The following is a 15,867-nucleotide window of genomic DNA, read 5'->3' on the forward strand; positions in this document are numbered from 1 at the left end:
CGCTCCAGCGGCGCGGCCCGTCGCCTCGCTAGACGCCCCAGCGGCGCAGCTCGTCCGCGATCGCGTGCACATCCACGGCGCCGTCGTGCACCAGGCGTGCCAGGTCCCGCACCCGCTCGGGCGAGATGGCCACCTTCAGCCCGCTCGCCACCAGGTAGGCGTACGCGACGGCCGACGCGAACAGCGCGTTCGAGCGCTCCAGGGCCGGCACCCGGAGCAGCAGCTGCAACAGGGCGGCGGCCCGCTCCTGCGGATCGGTGTAGATCGGGGTGCCGAATATCTCCGCCTCATGGCGGCTCACGGCGGCCACCAGCGCGCCGTAATCGGTGACGCGCGGGTCCCCCGGGGTGTTGTGCTCGGCGATCATCAGCAGCCAGGCGAGGTCGATACGCACGGTCAACGGCGCGCTTCGCCTCCGAGCTCCCGGCCGAACCCCTCGTCGAAGACGGATTCGTACTGCTTCATGAAGTCGGCGGCGGCCTCCACGAACGTATGACCCACCTCGCCCGCGTCCTTCCGCACCAGCTCTTCGATGTAGCGGTTGACGCTCACTCCCCGCTGAAGGGCACGCTCCCGGGCCACCTCAGCGGTGGTCTCATCGACCCGGACGTTCAGCTGTGTCTTAGCCACCCCTCCACGCTAGCGCATAATTGCTAGCAGCGCCAACCGCGCGCGAAAGCCGGGACGGTCCCTACCATCGAGGGCAAACCGTTCCGACACGGGAGGCGTTTGTGTCCACACCGGCGGCAACGAAAACAGACGGGTACGCGGAGGGCGGCGCCCGCGCGGCGGCCCGGGCCCGCGGCCTGACCAAGGCGTACGGCAGCGGCGACACCGCCGTGATCGCCCTGGACTCGGTGGACGTGGAGATCGAGCGGGGCAGGTTCACCGCGGTGATGGGGCCGTCCGGCTCCGGCAAGTCCACGCTGATGCACTGCCTGGCAGGGCTGGACACGGTCTCCTCGGGCCAGGTCTGGCTGGGCGACACCGAGATCACCGGACTCAACGACCGCCAGCTGACTCAGCTGCGCCGCGACCGGATCGGCTTCATGTTCCAGTCGTTCAACCTGCTGCCCACGCTGAACGCGGCCGAGAACATCACCCTGCCGATGGACATCGCGGGCAAGAAGCCCGACCCGGAGTGGCTTGAGCGGGTCATCGACACCCTCGGGCTGCGGGACCGCCTCAAGCACCGGCCCGCCCAGCTGTCCGGCGGCCAGCAGCAGCGGGTGGCCTGCGCGCGGGCGCTGGCCTCCCGCCCCGAGCTGATCTTCGCGGACGAGCCGACCGGCAACCTGGACTCGCGGGCGGGTCTGGAGGTGCTGACCTTCCTGCGCGAGGCGGTGGACGACCTGGGCCAGACAGTGGTCATGGTGACCCATGACCCGAGCGCCGCCGCCCACTCCGACCTGGTGCTCTTCCTCGACGACGGCCGGATCGTGGACCGGATGGAGCGGCCCACGGCCGACTCGGTGCTGGGCCGCATGCAGATCTTCACCCGGGCGTACACGACACCCGAGGGCTGACCGATGAGCGCCGTACTCCGATAGGTTCGGGGCATTCCCGATCAAGGAGGGCTCATGGCAAGGCCGTTCCGTTTCGGAGTCAATCTGCTCACGCTCGAATCGGCCCCGGCATGGCGCGAGAAGTGCCGCCGCGCCGACGGTCTGGGCTACGACGTACTGCTGGTCCCCGACCATCTGGGCATGCCCGATCCGTTCGCGGCGCTGGTGGCCGCCGCCGAGGCCACCGAGCGGCCGCGGCTCGGCACCTTCGTCCTCAACCTGGGTTTCTGGAACCCGGCCCTGCTGGCCCGCGCGGTGGCCACCTGCGACACGCTCACCGGGGGACGGCTGGAACTGGGCCTGGGCGCGGGGTACGTGAAGGCCGAACACGACAGCGCCGGGCTGCCGTTCGGATCGCCGCGCGAGCGGGTGGACCATCTGGAGCACACGGTCCATGAGCTGGAGCGGCTGCTGACCGACCCCGAGCAGCAGCCGCGGCCCGCGCAGACGCCGCACCCGCCGCTGCTGCTGGGCGGCAACGGCAACCGGCTGCTGCGGCTGGCCGCCCGCCACGCGCGGATCGCGGCCTTCACCGGCGCGGTCCAGGCGCCGGAGGACGCGCCCGGCCCGGTGAAGCTGATCACTCCGGAGGCGCTGGAGGAGCGGGTGGCGGCCTTTCGCCGCTTCGCCGCGGAAGCCGGGGCCGGGGCCGGGGCCGACAGTGGCGGCGGGGAGCGCGCCGAGCTGAACTATCTGATCCAGATGGTGGACGGCACCGACGACCGCCGTTCCAAGGCCCGCGAGCTGCGGCCCTTCGCCCCCGACCTCACCGAGGAGCAGCTTCTGGAGCACCCCGCGCTGCTGCTGGGCAGCCCCAAGGACATGGCGGACCAGCTGCGGGCCCACCGCGAGCGCTTCGGCTTCTCGTACTTCAGCGTGCTGGAGCACCACATGGAGACCTTCGCCCCGGTGATCGAGGAGCTGCACGGAGCGTGATCGACGTACATTGACGTAACAGGAGCGGGGGTGCAAACCTCAGGTCGTGCAGGTGACCATTCGAGACGTCGCGAAGGCCTCAGGGGTCTCGCCGTCCACGGTGTCGCGGGCGCTGGCCCCCGGGGGAACGGTCAGCGTCGTCACGCGCGAGCGGGTGCGGGCCGCCGCCGACCGGCTCGGCTACCAGCCCAACCGCGCGGCACAGGGCTTGATCACGGGACGTACCGGCCATCTGGGCGTGATCGTCCCTGACCTGCTGAACCCCTTCTACGCGGAGTGCTGCAAGGGCGTGCAGTCCCGGGCCCGGGGCCTCGGCTACGCGGTGTTCGTGTCCGACGCCGAGCGCGACGAGGCCTTGGAGCTGGACGCGATCCGCACCCTGGCCCCGCAGGTGGACGGGCTCGTCCTGGTCTCGCCGCATCTGAGCGGCGAGGAGCTGCGGTCGCTGGACGAACTCGCCGCCAAGCCGACCGTGCTGCTGCACCGCACGGAGCCCGGCTTCGCGAGCGTCACGGCCGACCTGATGGCGGGCATGAGCGACGCGGTGGCCCATCTGCACGCCCTGGGCCACCGCAAGATCGCGTACGTCGGCGGGCCGCGCAGCTCCTGGGCCGCGCAGGAGCGGGCGGCGGGCGTCGAGGCGATGGCGGAGTCGGGCAAGGTCGAGATCGTCCACGTGGGGAGCGTGTCCCCGCAGTTCGACGGCGGGATCACCGGCGCGGCCGATGTGGTGCTCGCCAGCGGGGCGAGCGCGGTGGTGGCGTTCAACGACATCGTCGCGTTCGGGCTGATCAGCCGGTTCACCGCGCGCGGGGTGCGGGTGCCGGACGAGATGAGCGTGGTGGGCTGCGACGACTTCGCGCTGTCCGGGATGGCCGCGCCCCCGCTGACCACGGTGTCGGTGCCGAAGGCGTACGCCGCGCGGGCCGCCGTCGATCTGCTGTCCCGCATCCTGGGCACGCCCGCGGTGGAGGGGGCGGAGCCGATGCAGCGGGTGCTGGAGACGCATCTGGTGGTACGGGGGTCAACGGCCGCCGTCGAGTGAGAGCCGTGCTGAACTACCAGCGCGGCAGCGCCGGGTCGAAGCCCGGCTCCACGGTCCTCATGTAGAGCGCGTCGTGCCGGTGCTCGCGCCCCAGGTGCAGGTACGTGGCGTGCAGCCGGTCGAGGACGGCGCGGTCCAGCTCGACCCCGAGACCCGGGCCCGGCGGGACCCGCACGGCTCCGTCGGCGAAGGCCAGGGCACCGGGCGCCACCACGTCATCGGCGGCGTTCCACGGGTAGTGGGTGTCGCACGCGTAGGCCAGCTCCTCGGTGGCGGCGGCTACGTGGGTCATCGCGGCGAGGCTGATGCCCAGGTGCGAGTTGGAGTGCATGGACAGCCCCCAGCCCACGGCCTTGCAGACGTCACCCAGCGCGGCGGTGCCCCGCAGCCCGCCCCAGATGTGGTGATCGGCCAACACGATCCGCACCGCACCGTGGTCGAGGGCGGGGCGCATGGTCTCCAGCGAGTTCACGCACATGTTGGTGGCGAGCGGGATCGGGGTCCGCGCGGCGAGGGCGCCCATGTTCTCGGCCCCGGCCACCGGGTCCTCCAGGTATTCGAGGACGCCTTCGAGTTCGCGGACCGCCGTCAGGGAGGTCTGGAGGGTCCACGCGGCGTTCGGGTCGATACGGAGCGGATGCCCGGGGAACGCCGCGTGTAGCGCGTGAATGGCGGCGATCTCCTCGTCCGGCGGGAAGACCCCGCCCTTGAGCTTGAGGGAGCGGAAACCGTACCGGTCCACCATGCGCCTGGCCTGGGCGACGATGCCCTCGGGGTCCAGGGCGGCGCCCCACTCGTCCTCGATCGCGGGGGCACCGTCCCGTGCGGGGTGCCGCTCCCACTTGTAGAAGAGGTACGCGCTGTAGGGCACGGCGTCCCGCACCTGGCCGCCCAGCAGGTCGACCACCGGTAGCCCGGTCAGCCTGCCCTGCGCGTCCAGGCACGCGACCTCGATCGCCGCGTACACGCGCCGTACGTCGAAGGCGGGCGCGGGAACCGGGGCGGGGCCGCGCGATTCGGGCGGCCTCGTACGGTCGGACCAGCGCCGCCACGGCGCGCCAGGGCCGTAGTCGACGCCGTCCGCCCGCCCGGACAGCAGCGCGCGGACGGTCCGGCCGACCGCTGCCGTGTCGAAGACGGGGAGGCCCGCCAGATGCGCGCCGACGAGCGTCAGCCAGTCGAGCTGCCAGGCGTGACCGGCGCATTCGCCGAGTCCGGTGACCTCGCCGCCGCGGCCGTCGTCCACGACCAGTTCGAGGACCGCGCGCAGGACATGGGGCTGGTGGACTCCGTCGGCGTTGAGCAGCGGGGGGTCACGGAAGGCGATGGGGGTGACCCGCAGTTCACGAATGATCATGGTTCAGCCCTGTGGCACGGTCGTCCGGTACTTCTCCGTCATATGGGCGGCCGCCGCCCGTTCGCTCCGCTTGCCGAAGAGCACGTCCTGGTAGACGCTCTCGAACTCCAGCTTGTCCTCGTCGGAGCCGGGCGGCGGCAGTGGAGACCGCGCGAAGTCCTTCTCGAACGCGGTGACGTACTCGTACACCATGCGGTCGCCCTTGCTGAAGCCGGGCGCGAGGCGGTTGAGGTTCGGCCGGTTCGGCGGAAGACCGCGGACCACGCCGAGCGCGCGTCCCGCCTCGGGGTCGTTGAGCAGGAAGTCGAGCAGCAGCGCGGCCTCCCGCTTGTGCGGAGAGCGCTGCTGTACGCACATCATGCCCGCGCCCGCGGTCAGTCCGAGCGGGGCGCCGGAGGACACCGTGGGGAACGGCACGGCGGCGACCTCACCGTAGGCCTCGAAGTAGGGCGTGACCGAGGAGGTGAGCTTGAACTCGGCCGTGGAGATCTTCCGTACCAGCGGAGAACTCTCGATCGAGCCGTCGTAGGAGGCGGTGACGTGCGGCGGGGTGAAGATGCCCTTGTCCCTCAGCCGCGCGGTCAGCTCCCAGAACGCGGCGAGATCGGCCGTGCCGAAGCCGAGCGAGGCGTCGGCCTTGTAGATCGACTTGCCGCGCTGGGCGAGCCAGACGTTGAAGCACTCGCTGTAGCCGCCGAAATCGGTGAGCGGGACTCTGCCGGGCACGGCCCGCTTCAGGGCGGGGCCGATGTCGTTCAGCAGGTCGTCCCAGGTCCAGCCCTTCTTCGGGAGGCCGACCCCCGCCTTGCGCCAGAGGGTGGGGTCGACGAACAGGGCTTGCGTCGTGAGCCCCGTCGGCACCGCGTACAGCTTGCCGTCCAGGCGGTTGGCGTTCACATAGGTCGCGGGCACCTGGTCCAGGGAGAGGGCGGAGAACTCGGGGCCGTCGAGGTTCGCGAGCAGCCCGTAGTCGGCGTAGGACCGCATCTGGTAGTAGTCCATTTGCAGAATGTCGGGTCCGCCTCCTGCCGCCACTTGGGTGGCGAGCCGCTGGAAGTAGGCGTCGTACCCGGTGAACGACGTCGCCGCTTTGATGTTCGGATGGCGGCGCTCGAAGATCCGCAGCGCCTTGGCGGTGGCCAGATTGCGGTCGTCGGGGCCCCACCACTGGAAGCCGAGCGTCACCGTGTCGTCGGCGGCGGCCCTGTCTGCGGCGCACCCTGCGGTGGCGGCGCCCAGACCCAGCGCGCCGAGCGAGGCGAGCACCCGGCGGCGAGAGGGCGGGACGGGGGCGGGGGGACGGCGTGTTGCGGACATCGCGGCCCTTCACTCTGCGGGGCGGGGGCGGTTGGCCGAGAACGGCGGACGAGTGACTGCAAACGTTGCCACTCTGTTGCAAGCTGAACCGGAAATTACGCTTGCCCGCGAGGCCCAGTCAATGTCAAGAGCCGAATCATCAGGGAAAAGTTCGCCGCGCCCCACCTCTTGCCGCAAGCGCTTTCCCATGCAACCGTTGCCGCCGTTATCCATCCTCGCCGTTGAGGAGCACGTATGGCCCAGGCGACCGCACCGCCCCGTCCCCTGCCCCGCCCCGGCGGCGGCGTCACCGACGCCGTCGCTCCGGCGCGGCGCCGCCGCCGTTCATCGGTGCTGTCGGCACATGTCTTCCTGGCGCCCTGGCTGATCGGCGCGGTCGTCCTGACCCTCGGCCCGATGCTCGCCTCGCTGTATCTGTCGTTCACCGACTACGACCTCTTCTCGAAGCCGCAGTGGGTGGGTCTTGCCAACTACCGCTACATGCTGGAGGACGACCGGTTCCTCACCTCGGTGGGCGTGACCCTGAAGTTCGTCCTCATCGGCGCGCCGCTCAAGCTCGCCGCCGCGCTCGCCGTGGCGCTGCTGCTGAACCGCGCGCACCGAGGAGTCGGCCTGTACCGCGCCGCCTTCTACGCCCCGTCACTGCTCGGCGCGAGCGTCAGCGTGGCCCTGGTGTGGCGGTCGCTGTTCGCCACAGGCGGTCTCACCGACCGTTCGCTGGCCTTCTTCGGCCTCCACCTGGGCGGCCTCACCGACAATCCGGACTACGCCCTGTATCCGCTGATCATGCTGACCGTCTGGCAGTTCGGCGCGCCCATGGTGATCTTCCTGGCCGGGCTGAAGCAGATCCCGAAGGAGCTGTACGAGGCGTCCTCGATCGACGGGGCGAGCCGGACGCGCACCTTCTTCTCCATCACGCTGCCGATGCTGACGCCCGTCCTCTTCTTCAACCTGGTCATGGAGATCATCCACTCCTTCCAGTCCTTCACCTCCGCGTTCGTGGTCAGCAACGGCACCGGAGGGCCGTCCGACTCGACCCTCTTCTACTCGCTGTACCTGTACCAACAGGCATTCACCAACTTCCACATGGGATACGCCTCCGCGATGGCGTGGGTCCTGCTGGCCGTCATCGCCCTGGTCACGTTCCTCGTCTTCCGCAGTTCCCGGCTGTGGGTCTTCTACGGACAGGAGGAGACGTCATGACGACCGCGATGTCCCCGGCTCCCGCCACGACCACCCCACGGCTGCGTTCCGCGGTGTGGCACCTCGTCTGCGTGGCGCTCGGCCTCGTGCTGCTCTATCCGGTGCTGTGGCTCGTCACGGCTTCGGTGAAGTCCGGCACCGAGATCATCTCGAATCTGAGCCCCATCCCGGAGGTCTTCACCCCGGGCAACTACACCAAGGCGGCCGAGGGGATCAGCGGCATCACGCTGTGGCGGCTGTTCGGCAACTCGCTGCTCATCTCCACCGGCGCGGTCATCGGCAACGTGCTGTCCTGCTCCCTGGCCGCGTACGCCTTCGCGCGGCTCCGCTTCCGGGGCCGTGGGCTCTACTTCGCGGTGATGATCGGGACGCTGATGCTGCCGATGCACGTCGTGCTGATCCCGCAGTACATCATCTTCCAGAAGCTCGGCATGGTCGGCACCTTCCTGCCGATCATCCTGCCGAAGTTCCTGGCCACCGAGGCCTTCTTCGTCTTTCTGATCGTCCAGTTCATCCGCTCGCTGCCGCGCGAACTGGATGAGGCGGCGGTCATCGACGGCTGCGGGCCGTACCGCACCTTCTGGCACGTCATCATGCCGCTGCTCAAACCGGCCCTGGTCACCACGACGATCTTCTCGTTCATCTGGAGCTGGAACGACTTCCTCTCCCAGCTGATGTATCTCGCCGACCCGCGGGACTACACGCTGCAACTGGGCCTGCGGATGTTCGTCGACCAGTCCGGCGGCGCCGCGTTCGGGCCGATGTTCGCGATGTCGGTGCTCACCCTCGTACCCGTGATGCTGTTCTTCCTCGCCTTCCAGCGGCTGCTGGTCGAGGGCGTGCACACCTCCGGGCTCAAGGGATAGGGAGGCAGGGCCGATGCGCCGCTCTTGGTTCGCGCCGTTCGCCGACTGTCTGCTGCTCGGGGTGTTCCTGCTGCTCGCCTCGCTGCCCGTGGTCACCGCCTACCCCGCGCTGGTGGCGGGCTGCACCGTGCTGCGAGAGCAGGCGCACGGCGGGGCGGGCGTGACGCCACGCACCTTCCTGGCGGCACTGCGCCGGGTGCTGCGCTCGGGGCCGTCCGGCTGGCTCGCCCCCGCCGGAGTGCTGGCGCTGCTGTGGCTGGACGCGCTCGCCCTGGACGCTCACGGCGGGCCGGGCGCCGGGCCGGCCCTCGCCGTCGCGACCGCCGCTCTCGCCGCCCTGGGGCTGCGGTGCGCCGCGGCCTGGCGGGACGGGCTGCGCTGGCGCGCCGTCCTCGCCGCGGCCTTCCGGTCGGTGCCGGGGCAGCCGCTCGTCACCGTCCTGCTGGCCGGGTCCACGGCCGCCGCGGCGGTCCTGCTGACCATGTCCCCCGTCCTTTTGCTGGTCGTCCTCGGCCCCCTCGCGCTCGCCGCGACCGCCACCGACACGTGGCGCCCGCTGACGCCCTGACCGCACGAAAAGGGTTCGCCGGACGGCCCGGCGCTCTGCTTGGCTCCCCGCATGAGTGATCTTCGAATCCGCCATGCCACCCCCTCTGACGTCGACACCGTGCTCGCCTTCTGGCGCGAGGCCGCGGAAGGAACGAGCATCAGCGACGACCGGGGCGGGGTGGCCCGGCTGATCGACCGGGACCCCGAGTCGCTGCTGCTGGCCGAGCGGGACGGGGCGCTCGCCGGGACCGTCATAGCGGGCTTCGACGGCTGGCGCTGCCATCTGTACCGGCTCGCCGTCCACCCCGCCCACCGCCGCCGGGGCGTGGCGACCGCGCTGCTCAACGAGGCCGAGGAGCGGTTCGCGGCGCTGGGCGGGCGGCGCGGGGACGCCATGGTGCTCGACGAGAACGCGCTCGCCCACCACGCGTGGAGCGCGGCCGGTTATGCCCGGGAGCCGCAGTGGAGCCGCTGGGTGAAGCCGCTGCCCCGGTGAGACGGCCGGTCCCCGGCCCGGCGCGGAGCTTTGCCGCGCCTTTACCATGAGAGTGCGCGGCGTCTCCCGTCGCGCGCTCCTCCGGGCCCTGCCGGATCATGGGACGGAGGTGAACCGATGACCGAAGTCCTCCTCCTGGTCGTGGCGCTCCTGCTGGCGCTCGCCTGCGGTGGTTTCGTGGCGGCGGAGTTCTCGCTGACCACGGTCGAGCGCAGCGAGCTGGAGCGCGCGGTGGAGCGCGGCGAGCGCGGTGCGGAGAGCGCACTGAAGGCCGTGCGCGGCCTGACGTACCAGCTCTCGGGCGCCCAGCTCGGCATCACCGTCACCAACCTGGTCGTGGGCATGCTCGCCGAGCCGTCCATCGCCGCGCTGCTGGGCGGGCCGCTGACCGCGATCGGGGTGCCCCGCTCCGCCGTCCACTCGGTGGCCCTCGTCGTCGGCACCGCCCTGTCGACGGTGGTGATGATGGTGGTCGGCGAGCTGGTCCCCAAGAACTGGGCGATCTCGCGCCCGCTGCCGGTCGCGCGGGCCGTCGCCACCCCGCAGCGCGTCTTCAGCGCGGCCTTCCGCCCGCTGATCGCCCACCTCAACAACACCGCCAACCGCCTGGTGCGCCGGATGGGCGTGGAGCCCGCCGAGGAGCTGGCCGGGGCGCGCGGACCGCAGGAGCTGATCGCGCTGGCCCGGCACTCCGCGAAGGAGGGCGCGCTGGAGGCGGACACCGCGGAGCTGTTCGTCCGCACCCTCAATCTGGGCGGGCTGACCGCGCAGAACGTGATGACGCCCCGGGTGCAGATGATCGCGCTGGACGTACGGGCCACCGCCGAGGACGTCGCCAACGCGACCCGCGCCACCGGGCTGTCCCGCTTCCCCGTCCACCGCGACAGCCTGGACGCGGTGGCGGGCATCGTCCACATCAAGGACGTCCTCGCGATCCCCGCCGAGGCGCGGCCGCGCCATCCGGTGTCCGAACTGATGCACGAGGCCCTGCTCGTCCCCGAGTCGCTCACCGTGGACCGGCTGCTGGACCGGCTCTCGGCCAGGCGCAGCATGGCCGTGGTCATCGACGAGTACGGCGGCACGGCCGGGGTCGTCACGATGGAGGACATCGTCGAGGAGGTGGTCGGCGAGGTCCGCGACGAGCACGACCCGCACGAGACCCCCGACCTGGCCCCGGCGGGCGAGGACGCCGAGGGGCGGGCGGTGTACGACGCGGACGGCGCCGCCCGGGTCGATCAGCTGGAGGGGATCGGGCTGCGGGTGCCCCCGGGGCCGTACGAGACGCTGGCCGGGCTGATCGCGGCCGAGCTGGGCCGTATCCCGGTCGTGGGCGACACGGTCCGGCCCGAGGGCTGGCGGGTGGAAGTGGTGAAGGCGGCGGGCCACCGCGCCGCCCGGGTGCGGCTGCACGCCCCGCTCCCCCACAACCATGGCGACGGCCGGGACGACGACGGGGCGGGCCCATGATCGCCGTCCAGCTGCTGATCGGCCTGCTGACGCTGGTCGCGAACGCCTTCTTCGTGGGCGCCGAGTTCGCCCTGATCTCGGTGCGGCGCAGCCAGATCGAGCCGTACGCCGAGCGGGGCGACCGCCGGGCGCGGGCCGTGCTGTGGGGGCTCGAACACGTCTCCGCGCTGCTGGCCGCGGCCCAGCTCGGCATCACGCTGTGCACGCTGGTGCTGGGTGCCGTCGCGGAACCGGCCATCGCGCATCTGCTGGAGCCGCTGTTCCACACGACCGGGCTGTCGCTCGGGCTGGTCCATCCCATCTCGTTCGTGATCGCGCTGAGCGTGGCTACGTATCTGCACATGCTGGTCGGCGAGATGGTGCCGAAGAACGTGGCGCTGGCCGAGCCGGTGCGCTCCGCGCTGCTGCTCGGGCCGTCGCTGGTGGGGCTCGCGCGGGCACTGCGCCCGGTCATCTTCGCGGTCAACACGTTTGCCAACGGTCTGCTGAAGCTGATGCGGGTCCAGCCCCGGGGCGAGGTGGCGGCCACGTTCTCGGATGACGAACTGGCGCGTATGGTCGCGGACTCCAGTGAGGCCGGACTGCTGGACGACCGGGGTGCCGAGCGGCTGCGGGACGCGCTGGAGCTGGGCCGGCGGCCGGTGCGGGACGTGGTGCTGCCCATGGACCGGGTGGTCTCGGCGCGGATCGGGGTGACCCCCGAGGAGCTGGAGCGGATGTCGGCCGAAACCGGCTTCTCCCGGTTCCCCGTGCTCGACGGCTCCGGGCGGATCCTGGGCTATCTCCATGTGAAGGACGCGCTGGACGCACATCCGCGGGATGTTCCGTTCCGCGCCGATCAGCTGCGGCCGGTCGCCCGGGTGCGGTCGCAGACGCCGCTGGACGACGTGCTGACCGCGATGCGCGACAGCGGGACCCATCTGGCGCCCGTCATCGACGCGGAGGAGCGGTTGGAGGGGCTGGTCACGATGGAGGACGTGCTGCGCCTCCTGGTGGCGTGACGGAGACCGGCGGGGCATGCCGCGGTGCCGGACCGTCACTGGTCCCGTCTGGACTCATGGGCGATGATGCACGCCTGCCAGTGCGCGAGCGCCTCCTCCCGTCCGCCGCCGCCCTCCTCGGCCACGGCCAGCAGCGCGTCGGCGGCCATCGCGGCCAGCCGGACGGCGACCCGGCACACATCGCGCGTCTCCATCGGCTCCAGCAGGGCCGCCGCGCCCTCACCGTCGTCGGCGAGGGCGGCGGCGACGATCGCCATCGTCGTACGGTCGCATTCAAAGGCATCCACGCGGACCAGACTGCCCTACTCCGCGTCGTCCGGAACCCTGCTCCGCCCAACCGAGCGACCCGTATCCGCCCGCGCGCCGTCCCGGCCGGAGATTCCCGGCCATCCGCGCGGGGAGCGCGCGTTCAGGGGCGGCGGCCGGGCCGTGCGCCCGAAGGGTCGTAGCGGAAGACCACGTATTCGACGTGCCCGATCACCTTCGTACGGTCGGTGCGCCGGTACAGCTCGGGCGGCCGGAAGATGTTGTCGTCGTAGATGTCCGCGCCGGGTTCGAGGTTCCAGCTCGCCGTCGTCCCGTTCCGGGCACCGCCCTCGAAATAGATGTGGGTCATCGCCATTGGCTCATGATGCGCGCGCCGGGGCCGCCGCGCAGCCCGCGTGCACCGGATAAGATCGTCCGAGCCATGCAGACGAACACCACCTATACGAGCTTTGTCGCGATCGGCGACTCCTTCACCGAGGGCATGTCCGACGCCCTCCCGGACGGCGGCTACCGCGGCTGGGCGGATCTGCTCGCCGCCCGGCTCGCGGCCCGTACCCCCGGCTTCCGGTACGCCAATCTCGCGGTGCGCGGGAAGCTGATCGGCCAGATCGTGGACGAGCAGACGGGCCCGGCGGCCGCGATGGGCGCGGACCTGGTGACACTGGTCGGCGGCGGGAACGACGTCCTGCGTCCGAAATGCGACGTCGGACGGGTGTGCGGGCTGCTGGAGGAGGCGGTCGAGCGGCTCGCGCCCAGCTGCAAGCAGCTGGTGCTGATGCGCAGCCCCGGGCGGCGCGGCCCGGTGCTGGCGCGGTTCGAGCCGCGGATGGAGGCCCTGTTCTCCTTCGTGGACGAGCTGGCCGTGCGGCATGACGCGCTGGTGGTGGACCTGTACGCCTCGGAGGCGGTCGGCGATCCCCGGATGTGGGCGGACGACCGGCTCCATCTGAACGCCGAGGGGCACCGCCGGGTCGCCGAGGCCGTCTGGCAGGCGCTGGGCCATGAGCCGGAGGAGGACTGGGACGCGCCCCTGCCGCCCGCGGTCCGCCCGGGCTGGGTGGCCCGCCGCACCTCGGACGCGCGGTTCGCCCGCGAGCACCTCGGGCCGTGGATAGCCCGGCGGGTGACGGGCCGTTCCTCGGGCGACGGCCGGGCCCCGAAGCGGGCCGAACTCCTGCCGTACCAGGGCTGACCGGACCGGAGTGCCCGGCCACCGGTCTGGCCTGGGGATACGGCCAGTAGACTCTGTGCACGTGACTGGTAAGCCGCGCATTCCGAACGTCCTGGCCGGCCGCTACGCCTCCGCGGAGCTGGCCGTCCTGTGGTCCCCCGAGTACAAGGTGACGCTGGAGCGGCGGCTGTGGCTCGCCGTGCTGCGTGCCCAGAAGGACCTGGGCATCGAGGTGCCGGACGCCGCCCTCGCCGACTACGAGCGGGTCCTGGAGAACGTCGACCTCGCCTCGATCGCCGAGCGCGAGAAGGTCACCCGGCACGATGTGAAGGCCCGCATCGAGGAGTTCAACGCCCTCGCGGGTCATGAGCACGTCCACAAGGGCATGACCTCCCGCGACCTGACCGAGAACGTCGAGCAGCTGCAGATCCGGCTCTCCCTGGAGCTGGTGCGGGACCGTACGGTCGCCGTGCTGGCCCGGCTCGGCAAGCTGGCCGCCGACAACGCCGAGCTGGTGATGGCGGGCCGCTCGCACAACGTCGCCGCGCAGGCCACCACGCTCGGCAAGCGCTTCGCGACCGCGGCGGACGAGCTGCTGGCCGCCCACGGGCGGCTGGAGGATCTGCTCGGCCGCTACCCGCTGCGCGGCATCAAGGGCCCGGTCGGCACCTCACAGGACATGCTGGACCTGCTCGGCGGCGACGCGCGGAAGCTGGCCGAGCTGGAGCAGCGGATCGCCGGTCACCTGGGCTTCGCGCAGGCGTTCACCTCGGTCGGCCAGGTTTACCCGCGCTCGCTGGACTACGAGGTCGTCACCGCCCTGGTGCAGCTGGCCGCGGCCCCGTCCTCGCTCGCCAAGACGATCCGGCTGATGGCCGGGCACGAGCTGGTGACCGAGGGCTTCAAGCCGGGCCAGGTCGGCTCGTCCGCGATGCCGCACAAGATGAACACCCGCTCCTGCGAGCGCGTCAACGGCCTCGCCGTGATCCTGCGCGGCTACGCCTCGATGACCGGCGAGCTGGCGGGCGACCAGTGGAACGAGGGCGATGTGTCCTGCTCCGTGGTGCGCCGGGTCGCGCTGCCGGACGCGTTCTTCGCCTTCGACGGGCTGCTGGAGACCTTCCTGACCGTACTCGACGAGTTCGGCGCCTTCCCCGCCGTCGTCGCCCGCGAGCTGGACCGCTACCTGCCCTTCCTCGCCACCACCAAGGTGCTGATGGGCGCCGTGCGGGCCGGGGTGGGCCGCGAGATCGCCCATGAGGCGATCAAGGAGCACGCGGTCGCCGCCGCCCTCGCGATGCGCGAGCAGGGCGCCGAGCGCAACGAGCTGCTCGACTCCCTCGCCGCCGATGAGCGGATTCCGCTGAACCTGGCGGAGCTGGCGGCGCTGATGGCCGACAAGCTGTCCTTCACGGGCGCGGCCGCCGACCAGGTCGGCACGGTGGTCGGCCGGATCGAGGAGATCGTCAAGCAGCACCCCGAGGCCGCGGCGTACGCCCCGGGCTCGATCCTCTGACGCCGCCCGTGACCCCCGAGGAGCTGGAGGCCGCCCGCGACCGTCTCGTCCCCGATGTGGTCGGGGACGGTCTGCGGGTCCTCTTCTGCGGCATCAACCCCGGGCTGATGACCGCCGCCACCGGCCACCACTTCGCCCGCCCCGGCAACCGGTTCTGGCCGGTGCTGCACGCCTCGGGGTTCACGCCGCGGCGGCTGCACCCCTCCGAACAGGGCGAGCTGCCGTCCTATGGGCTGGGCATCACCAATGTGGTCGCCCGGGCCAGCGCGCGTGCCGACGAGCTGACCGACGCGGAGTACCGGGAGGGCGGCCGGATCCTGGAGGAGAAGGTCCGCCGTCTGCGGCCGCGCTGGCTCGCGGTCGCGGGGGTCACCGCCTACCGGGTCGCGTTCGGCGACAAGCGGGCGAAGATCGGCCCGCAGGAACGGACGATCGGGGACACCCGCGTCTGGGCCCTGCCCAACCCCAGCGGGCTCAACGCGCACTGGACGGCGGCGGCGATGGCCGAGGAGTACGCCCGGCTGCGCGCCGCCGCCGAGGCGAACCAGGCCACCACCTGACGTCAGCCGCCGCCCTCGGCCTCCTTCCCCGCCTCCCCTATGGCCACCACCAGCTGGAACGGCAGCTCACGGTCGCCCTGCCCCACCCCGAGCCCGACCCAGCGGCCGTCCAGCCGCCAGACGTACAGCTCGGGCACATAGCCGCACAGGGCATCGAGCGGCGGCGGCACCGGCTCCCCCATGGCCGAGCGCTCCAGCGTGTCCGTGAGGTCCAATACCCGGGGAGTGCCCCACCGTAAGGTCAGCACCTGGACCAGGACGCCCAGCTCGGCCTCGAACTCCTCCAGCACCTCCTCGACCCGGGTCAGGTCCGCGTCCCAGAAGTCCTCGCTCACGCGGAGATCGGCGACATGGAACCCCGGGCCGCGGCGCTGCGCGGGAAAGTCCCGGGCGCGCAGGTCCTCGATCGTGGCCAGGTGGTCCGCCGTACTGGTCATGCCCTCAGTAAACAACCCCGGACCGACATCTGGTCGCCCGTCAGATGCCCCCGCGTGCGCGGGTTCGCAGGTGACTCGCCGTGCACGCCCCCAGCAGATACGATCCGGCACACG

General features: G+C 71.6%; 19 protein-coding genes. 12 read left to right on the forward strand and 7 right to left on the reverse strand.

Annotated elements, in window-relative coordinates:
* Window positions 1-28: 28 nt before the first annotated feature.
* The gene (locus tag ACZ59A_RS32220) at window positions 29-400 is read right to left on the reverse strand and encodes a fic family toxin-antitoxin system, toxin component (protein ID WP_468044525.1); all 372 of its coding nucleotides are present in this window, start codon (window positions 398-400) and stop codon (window positions 29-31) included.
* Window positions 397-630, reverse strand: coding sequence for an antitoxin (locus tag ACZ59A_RS32225; RefSeq protein ID WP_470966010.1), 234 nt, complete (start codon window positions 628-630; stop codon window positions 397-399). The genes ACZ59A_RS32220 and ACZ59A_RS32225 overlap by 4 nt, the downstream gene beginning before the upstream one ends.
* A gap of 101 nt (window positions 631-731) precedes the next feature.
* On the opposite strand from ACZ59A_RS32225, the gene ACZ59A_RS32230 reads away from it, so the two are divergent.
* The 3 genes from ACZ59A_RS32230 to ACZ59A_RS32240 are packed head-to-tail and all read left to right on the forward strand — an operon-like array spanning window position 732 to window position 3,546.
* Entirely contained in the window at window positions 732-1,526 is a 795-nt protein-coding gene (locus ACZ59A_RS32230; protein ID WP_470966012.1) for an ABC transporter ATP-binding protein, read from the forward strand.
* 54 nt (window positions 1,527-1,580) lie between these two features.
* A complete protein-coding gene (locus ACZ59A_RS32235) occupies window positions 1,581-2,501 on the forward strand; it encodes an LLM class F420-dependent oxidoreductase (RefSeq protein ID WP_470966015.1) in 921 nt (306 codons plus the stop codon).
* Between the two features lie 52 nt (window positions 2,502-2,553).
* On the forward strand, window positions 2,554-3,546 hold the full coding sequence (locus ACZ59A_RS32240; RefSeq protein ID WP_470966017.1) for a LacI family DNA-binding transcriptional regulator: 993 nt from the start codon (window positions 2,554-2,556) through the stop codon (window positions 3,544-3,546).
* 13 nt (window positions 3,547-3,559) lie between these two features.
* Here ACZ59A_RS32240 and ACZ59A_RS32245 read toward each other — a convergent pair whose 3' ends face one another.
* On the reverse strand, window positions 3,560-4,903 hold the full coding sequence (locus tag ACZ59A_RS32245) for an enolase C-terminal domain-like protein (protein WP_470966020.1): 1,344 nt from the start codon (window positions 4,901-4,903) through the stop codon (window positions 3,560-3,562).
* A gap of 3 nt (window positions 4,904-4,906) precedes the next feature.
* Window positions 4,907-6,220 carry an ABC transporter substrate-binding protein gene (locus ACZ59A_RS32250; RefSeq protein WP_470966023.1) on the reverse strand — a complete coding sequence of 438 codons (1,314 nt, stop codon included), beginning with the start codon at window positions 6,218-6,220 and terminating at the stop codon, window positions 4,907-4,909.
* 234 nt (window positions 6,221-6,454) lie between these two features.
* Here ACZ59A_RS32250 and ACZ59A_RS32255 point away from each other — a divergent pair, with 234 nt between their 5' ends.
* The 6 genes from ACZ59A_RS32255 to ACZ59A_RS32280 all read left to right on the forward strand — a co-directional run bounded on the left by ACZ59A_RS32255 (window position 6,455) and on the right by ACZ59A_RS32280 (window position 11,802).
* Entirely contained in the window at window positions 6,455-7,423 is a 969-nt protein-coding gene (locus tag ACZ59A_RS32255) for a carbohydrate ABC transporter permease (RefSeq protein ID WP_470966025.1), read from the forward strand.
* Window positions 7,420-8,289: a carbohydrate ABC transporter permease gene (locus tag ACZ59A_RS32260; RefSeq protein ID WP_470966028.1), complete on the forward strand. Its 870-nt coding sequence runs from the start codon at window positions 7,420-7,422 to the stop codon at window positions 8,287-8,289. Before ACZ59A_RS32255 ends, ACZ59A_RS32260 begins: the two co-directional genes overlap by 4 nt.
* 13 nt (window positions 8,290-8,302) lie before the next feature.
* Window positions 8,303-8,857 carry a hypothetical protein gene (locus ACZ59A_RS32265; RefSeq protein ID WP_470966030.1) on the forward strand — a complete coding sequence of 185 codons (555 nt, stop codon included), beginning with the start codon at window positions 8,303-8,305 and terminating at the stop codon, window positions 8,855-8,857.
* Window positions 8,858-8,908: 51 nt separating this feature from the next.
* Complete coding sequence (locus tag ACZ59A_RS32270; RefSeq protein ID WP_470966033.1) at window positions 8,909-9,334, forward strand: GNAT family N-acetyltransferase; 426 nt, start codon at window positions 8,909-8,911, stop codon at window positions 9,332-9,334.
* A gap of 117 nt (window positions 9,335-9,451) precedes the next feature.
* Entirely contained in the window at window positions 9,452-10,801 is a 1,350-nt protein-coding gene (locus tag ACZ59A_RS32275; RefSeq protein WP_470966035.1) for a hemolysin family protein, read from the forward strand.
* Entirely contained in the window at window positions 10,798-11,802 is a 1,005-nt protein-coding gene (locus ACZ59A_RS32280; RefSeq protein ID WP_468044537.1) for a hemolysin family protein, read from the forward strand. The genes ACZ59A_RS32275 and ACZ59A_RS32280 overlap by 4 nt, the downstream gene beginning before the upstream one ends.
* Before the next feature lie 35 nt (window positions 11,803-11,837).
* On the opposite strand, the gene ACZ59A_RS32285 is transcribed toward ACZ59A_RS32280, so the two are convergent.
* Together ACZ59A_RS32285 and ACZ59A_RS32290 are read right to left on the reverse strand one after the other, a co-directional pair.
* Entirely contained in the window at window positions 11,838-12,059 is a 222-nt protein-coding gene (locus tag ACZ59A_RS32285; RefSeq protein ID WP_470966530.1) for a hypothetical protein, read from the reverse strand.
* 152 nt (window positions 12,060-12,211) lie between these two features.
* The gene (locus ACZ59A_RS32290; protein WP_234365206.1) at window positions 12,212-12,424 is read right to left on the reverse strand and encodes a hypothetical protein; all 213 of its coding nucleotides are present in this window, start codon (window positions 12,422-12,424) and stop codon (window positions 12,212-12,214) included.
* A gap of 66 nt (window positions 12,425-12,490) precedes the next feature.
* Here ACZ59A_RS32290 and ACZ59A_RS32295 point away from each other — a divergent pair, with 66 nt between their 5' ends.
* The 3 genes from ACZ59A_RS32295 (at window position 12,491) to mug (ending at window position 15,316) form a co-directional block, all read left to right on the forward strand.
* Window positions 12,491-13,261, forward strand: a complete 771-nt coding sequence (locus tag ACZ59A_RS32295) for an SGNH/GDSL hydrolase family protein (RefSeq protein WP_470966040.1) — start codon at window positions 12,491-12,493, stop codon at window positions 13,259-13,261.
* Window positions 13,262-13,322: 61 nt separating this feature from the next.
* Window positions 13,323-14,756: an adenylosuccinate lyase gene (gene purB, locus ACZ59A_RS32300; protein ID WP_470966042.1), complete on the forward strand. Its 1,434-nt coding sequence runs from the start codon at window positions 13,323-13,325 to the stop codon at window positions 14,754-14,756.
* An 8-nt stretch (window positions 14,757-14,764) separates the two neighbouring features.
* A complete protein-coding gene (gene mug, locus ACZ59A_RS32305; protein WP_470966045.1) occupies window positions 14,765-15,316 on the forward strand; it encodes a G/U mismatch-specific DNA glycosylase in 552 nt (183 codons plus the stop codon).
* A 2-nt stretch (window positions 15,317-15,318) separates the two neighbouring features.
* Here the strand turns inward: mug and ACZ59A_RS32310 are convergent, their stop codons facing one another.
* On the reverse strand, window positions 15,319-15,753 hold the full coding sequence (locus tag ACZ59A_RS32310; RefSeq protein ID WP_470966047.1) for a hypothetical protein: 435 nt from the start codon (window positions 15,751-15,753) through the stop codon (window positions 15,319-15,321).
* Between the last annotated feature and the right edge of the window lie 114 nt (window positions 15,754-15,867).

It is taken from the genome of Streptomyces sp. NPDC040405 (genome assembly GCF_055595765.1).

Coding starts and splice junctions, on each gene's coding strand:
- ACZ59A_RS32235 (WP_470966015.1), top strand. CDS start 1,581: ATGGCAAGGCCGTTCCGTTTCGGAGTCAATCTGCTCACGCTCGAATCG.
- ACZ59A_RS32245 (WP_470966020.1), bottom strand. CDS start 4,903: ATGATCATTCGTGAACTGCGGGTCACCCCCATCGCCTTCCGTGACCCC.
- ACZ59A_RS32250 (WP_470966023.1), bottom strand. CDS start 6,220: ATGTCCGCAACACGCCGTCCCCCCGCCCCCGTCCCGCCCTCTCGCCGC.
- ACZ59A_RS32255 (WP_470966025.1), top strand. CDS start 6,455: ATGGCCCAGGCGACCGCACCGCCCCGTCCCCTGCCCCGCCCCGGCGGC.
- ACZ59A_RS32260 (WP_470966028.1), top strand. CDS start 7,420: ATGACGACCGCGATGTCCCCGGCTCCCGCCACGACCACCCCACGGCTG.
- ACZ59A_RS32265 (WP_470966030.1), top strand. CDS start 8,303: ATGCGCCGCTCTTGGTTCGCGCCGTTCGCCGACTGTCTGCTGCTCGGG.
- ACZ59A_RS32270 (WP_470966033.1), top strand. CDS start 8,909: ATGAGTGATCTTCGAATCCGCCATGCCACCCCCTCTGACGTCGACACC.
- ACZ59A_RS32275 (WP_470966035.1), top strand. CDS start 9,452: ATGACCGAAGTCCTCCTCCTGGTCGTGGCGCTCCTGCTGGCGCTCGCC.
- ACZ59A_RS32280 (WP_468044537.1), top strand. CDS start 10,798: ATGATCGCCGTCCAGCTGCTGATCGGCCTGCTGACGCTGGTCGCGAAC.
- ACZ59A_RS32285 (WP_470966530.1), bottom strand. CDS start 12,059: ATGGCGATCGTCGCCGCCGCCCTCGCCGACGACGGTGAGGGCGCGGCG.
- ACZ59A_RS32290 (WP_234365206.1), bottom strand. CDS start 12,424: ATGGCGATGACCCACATCTATTTCGAGGGCGGTGCCCGGAACGGGACG.
- ACZ59A_RS32295 (WP_470966040.1), top strand. CDS start 12,491: ATGCAGACGAACACCACCTATACGAGCTTTGTCGCGATCGGCGACTCC.
- ACZ59A_RS32310 (WP_470966047.1), bottom strand. CDS start 15,753: ATGACCAGTACGGCGGACCACCTGGCCACGATCGAGGACCTGCGCGCC.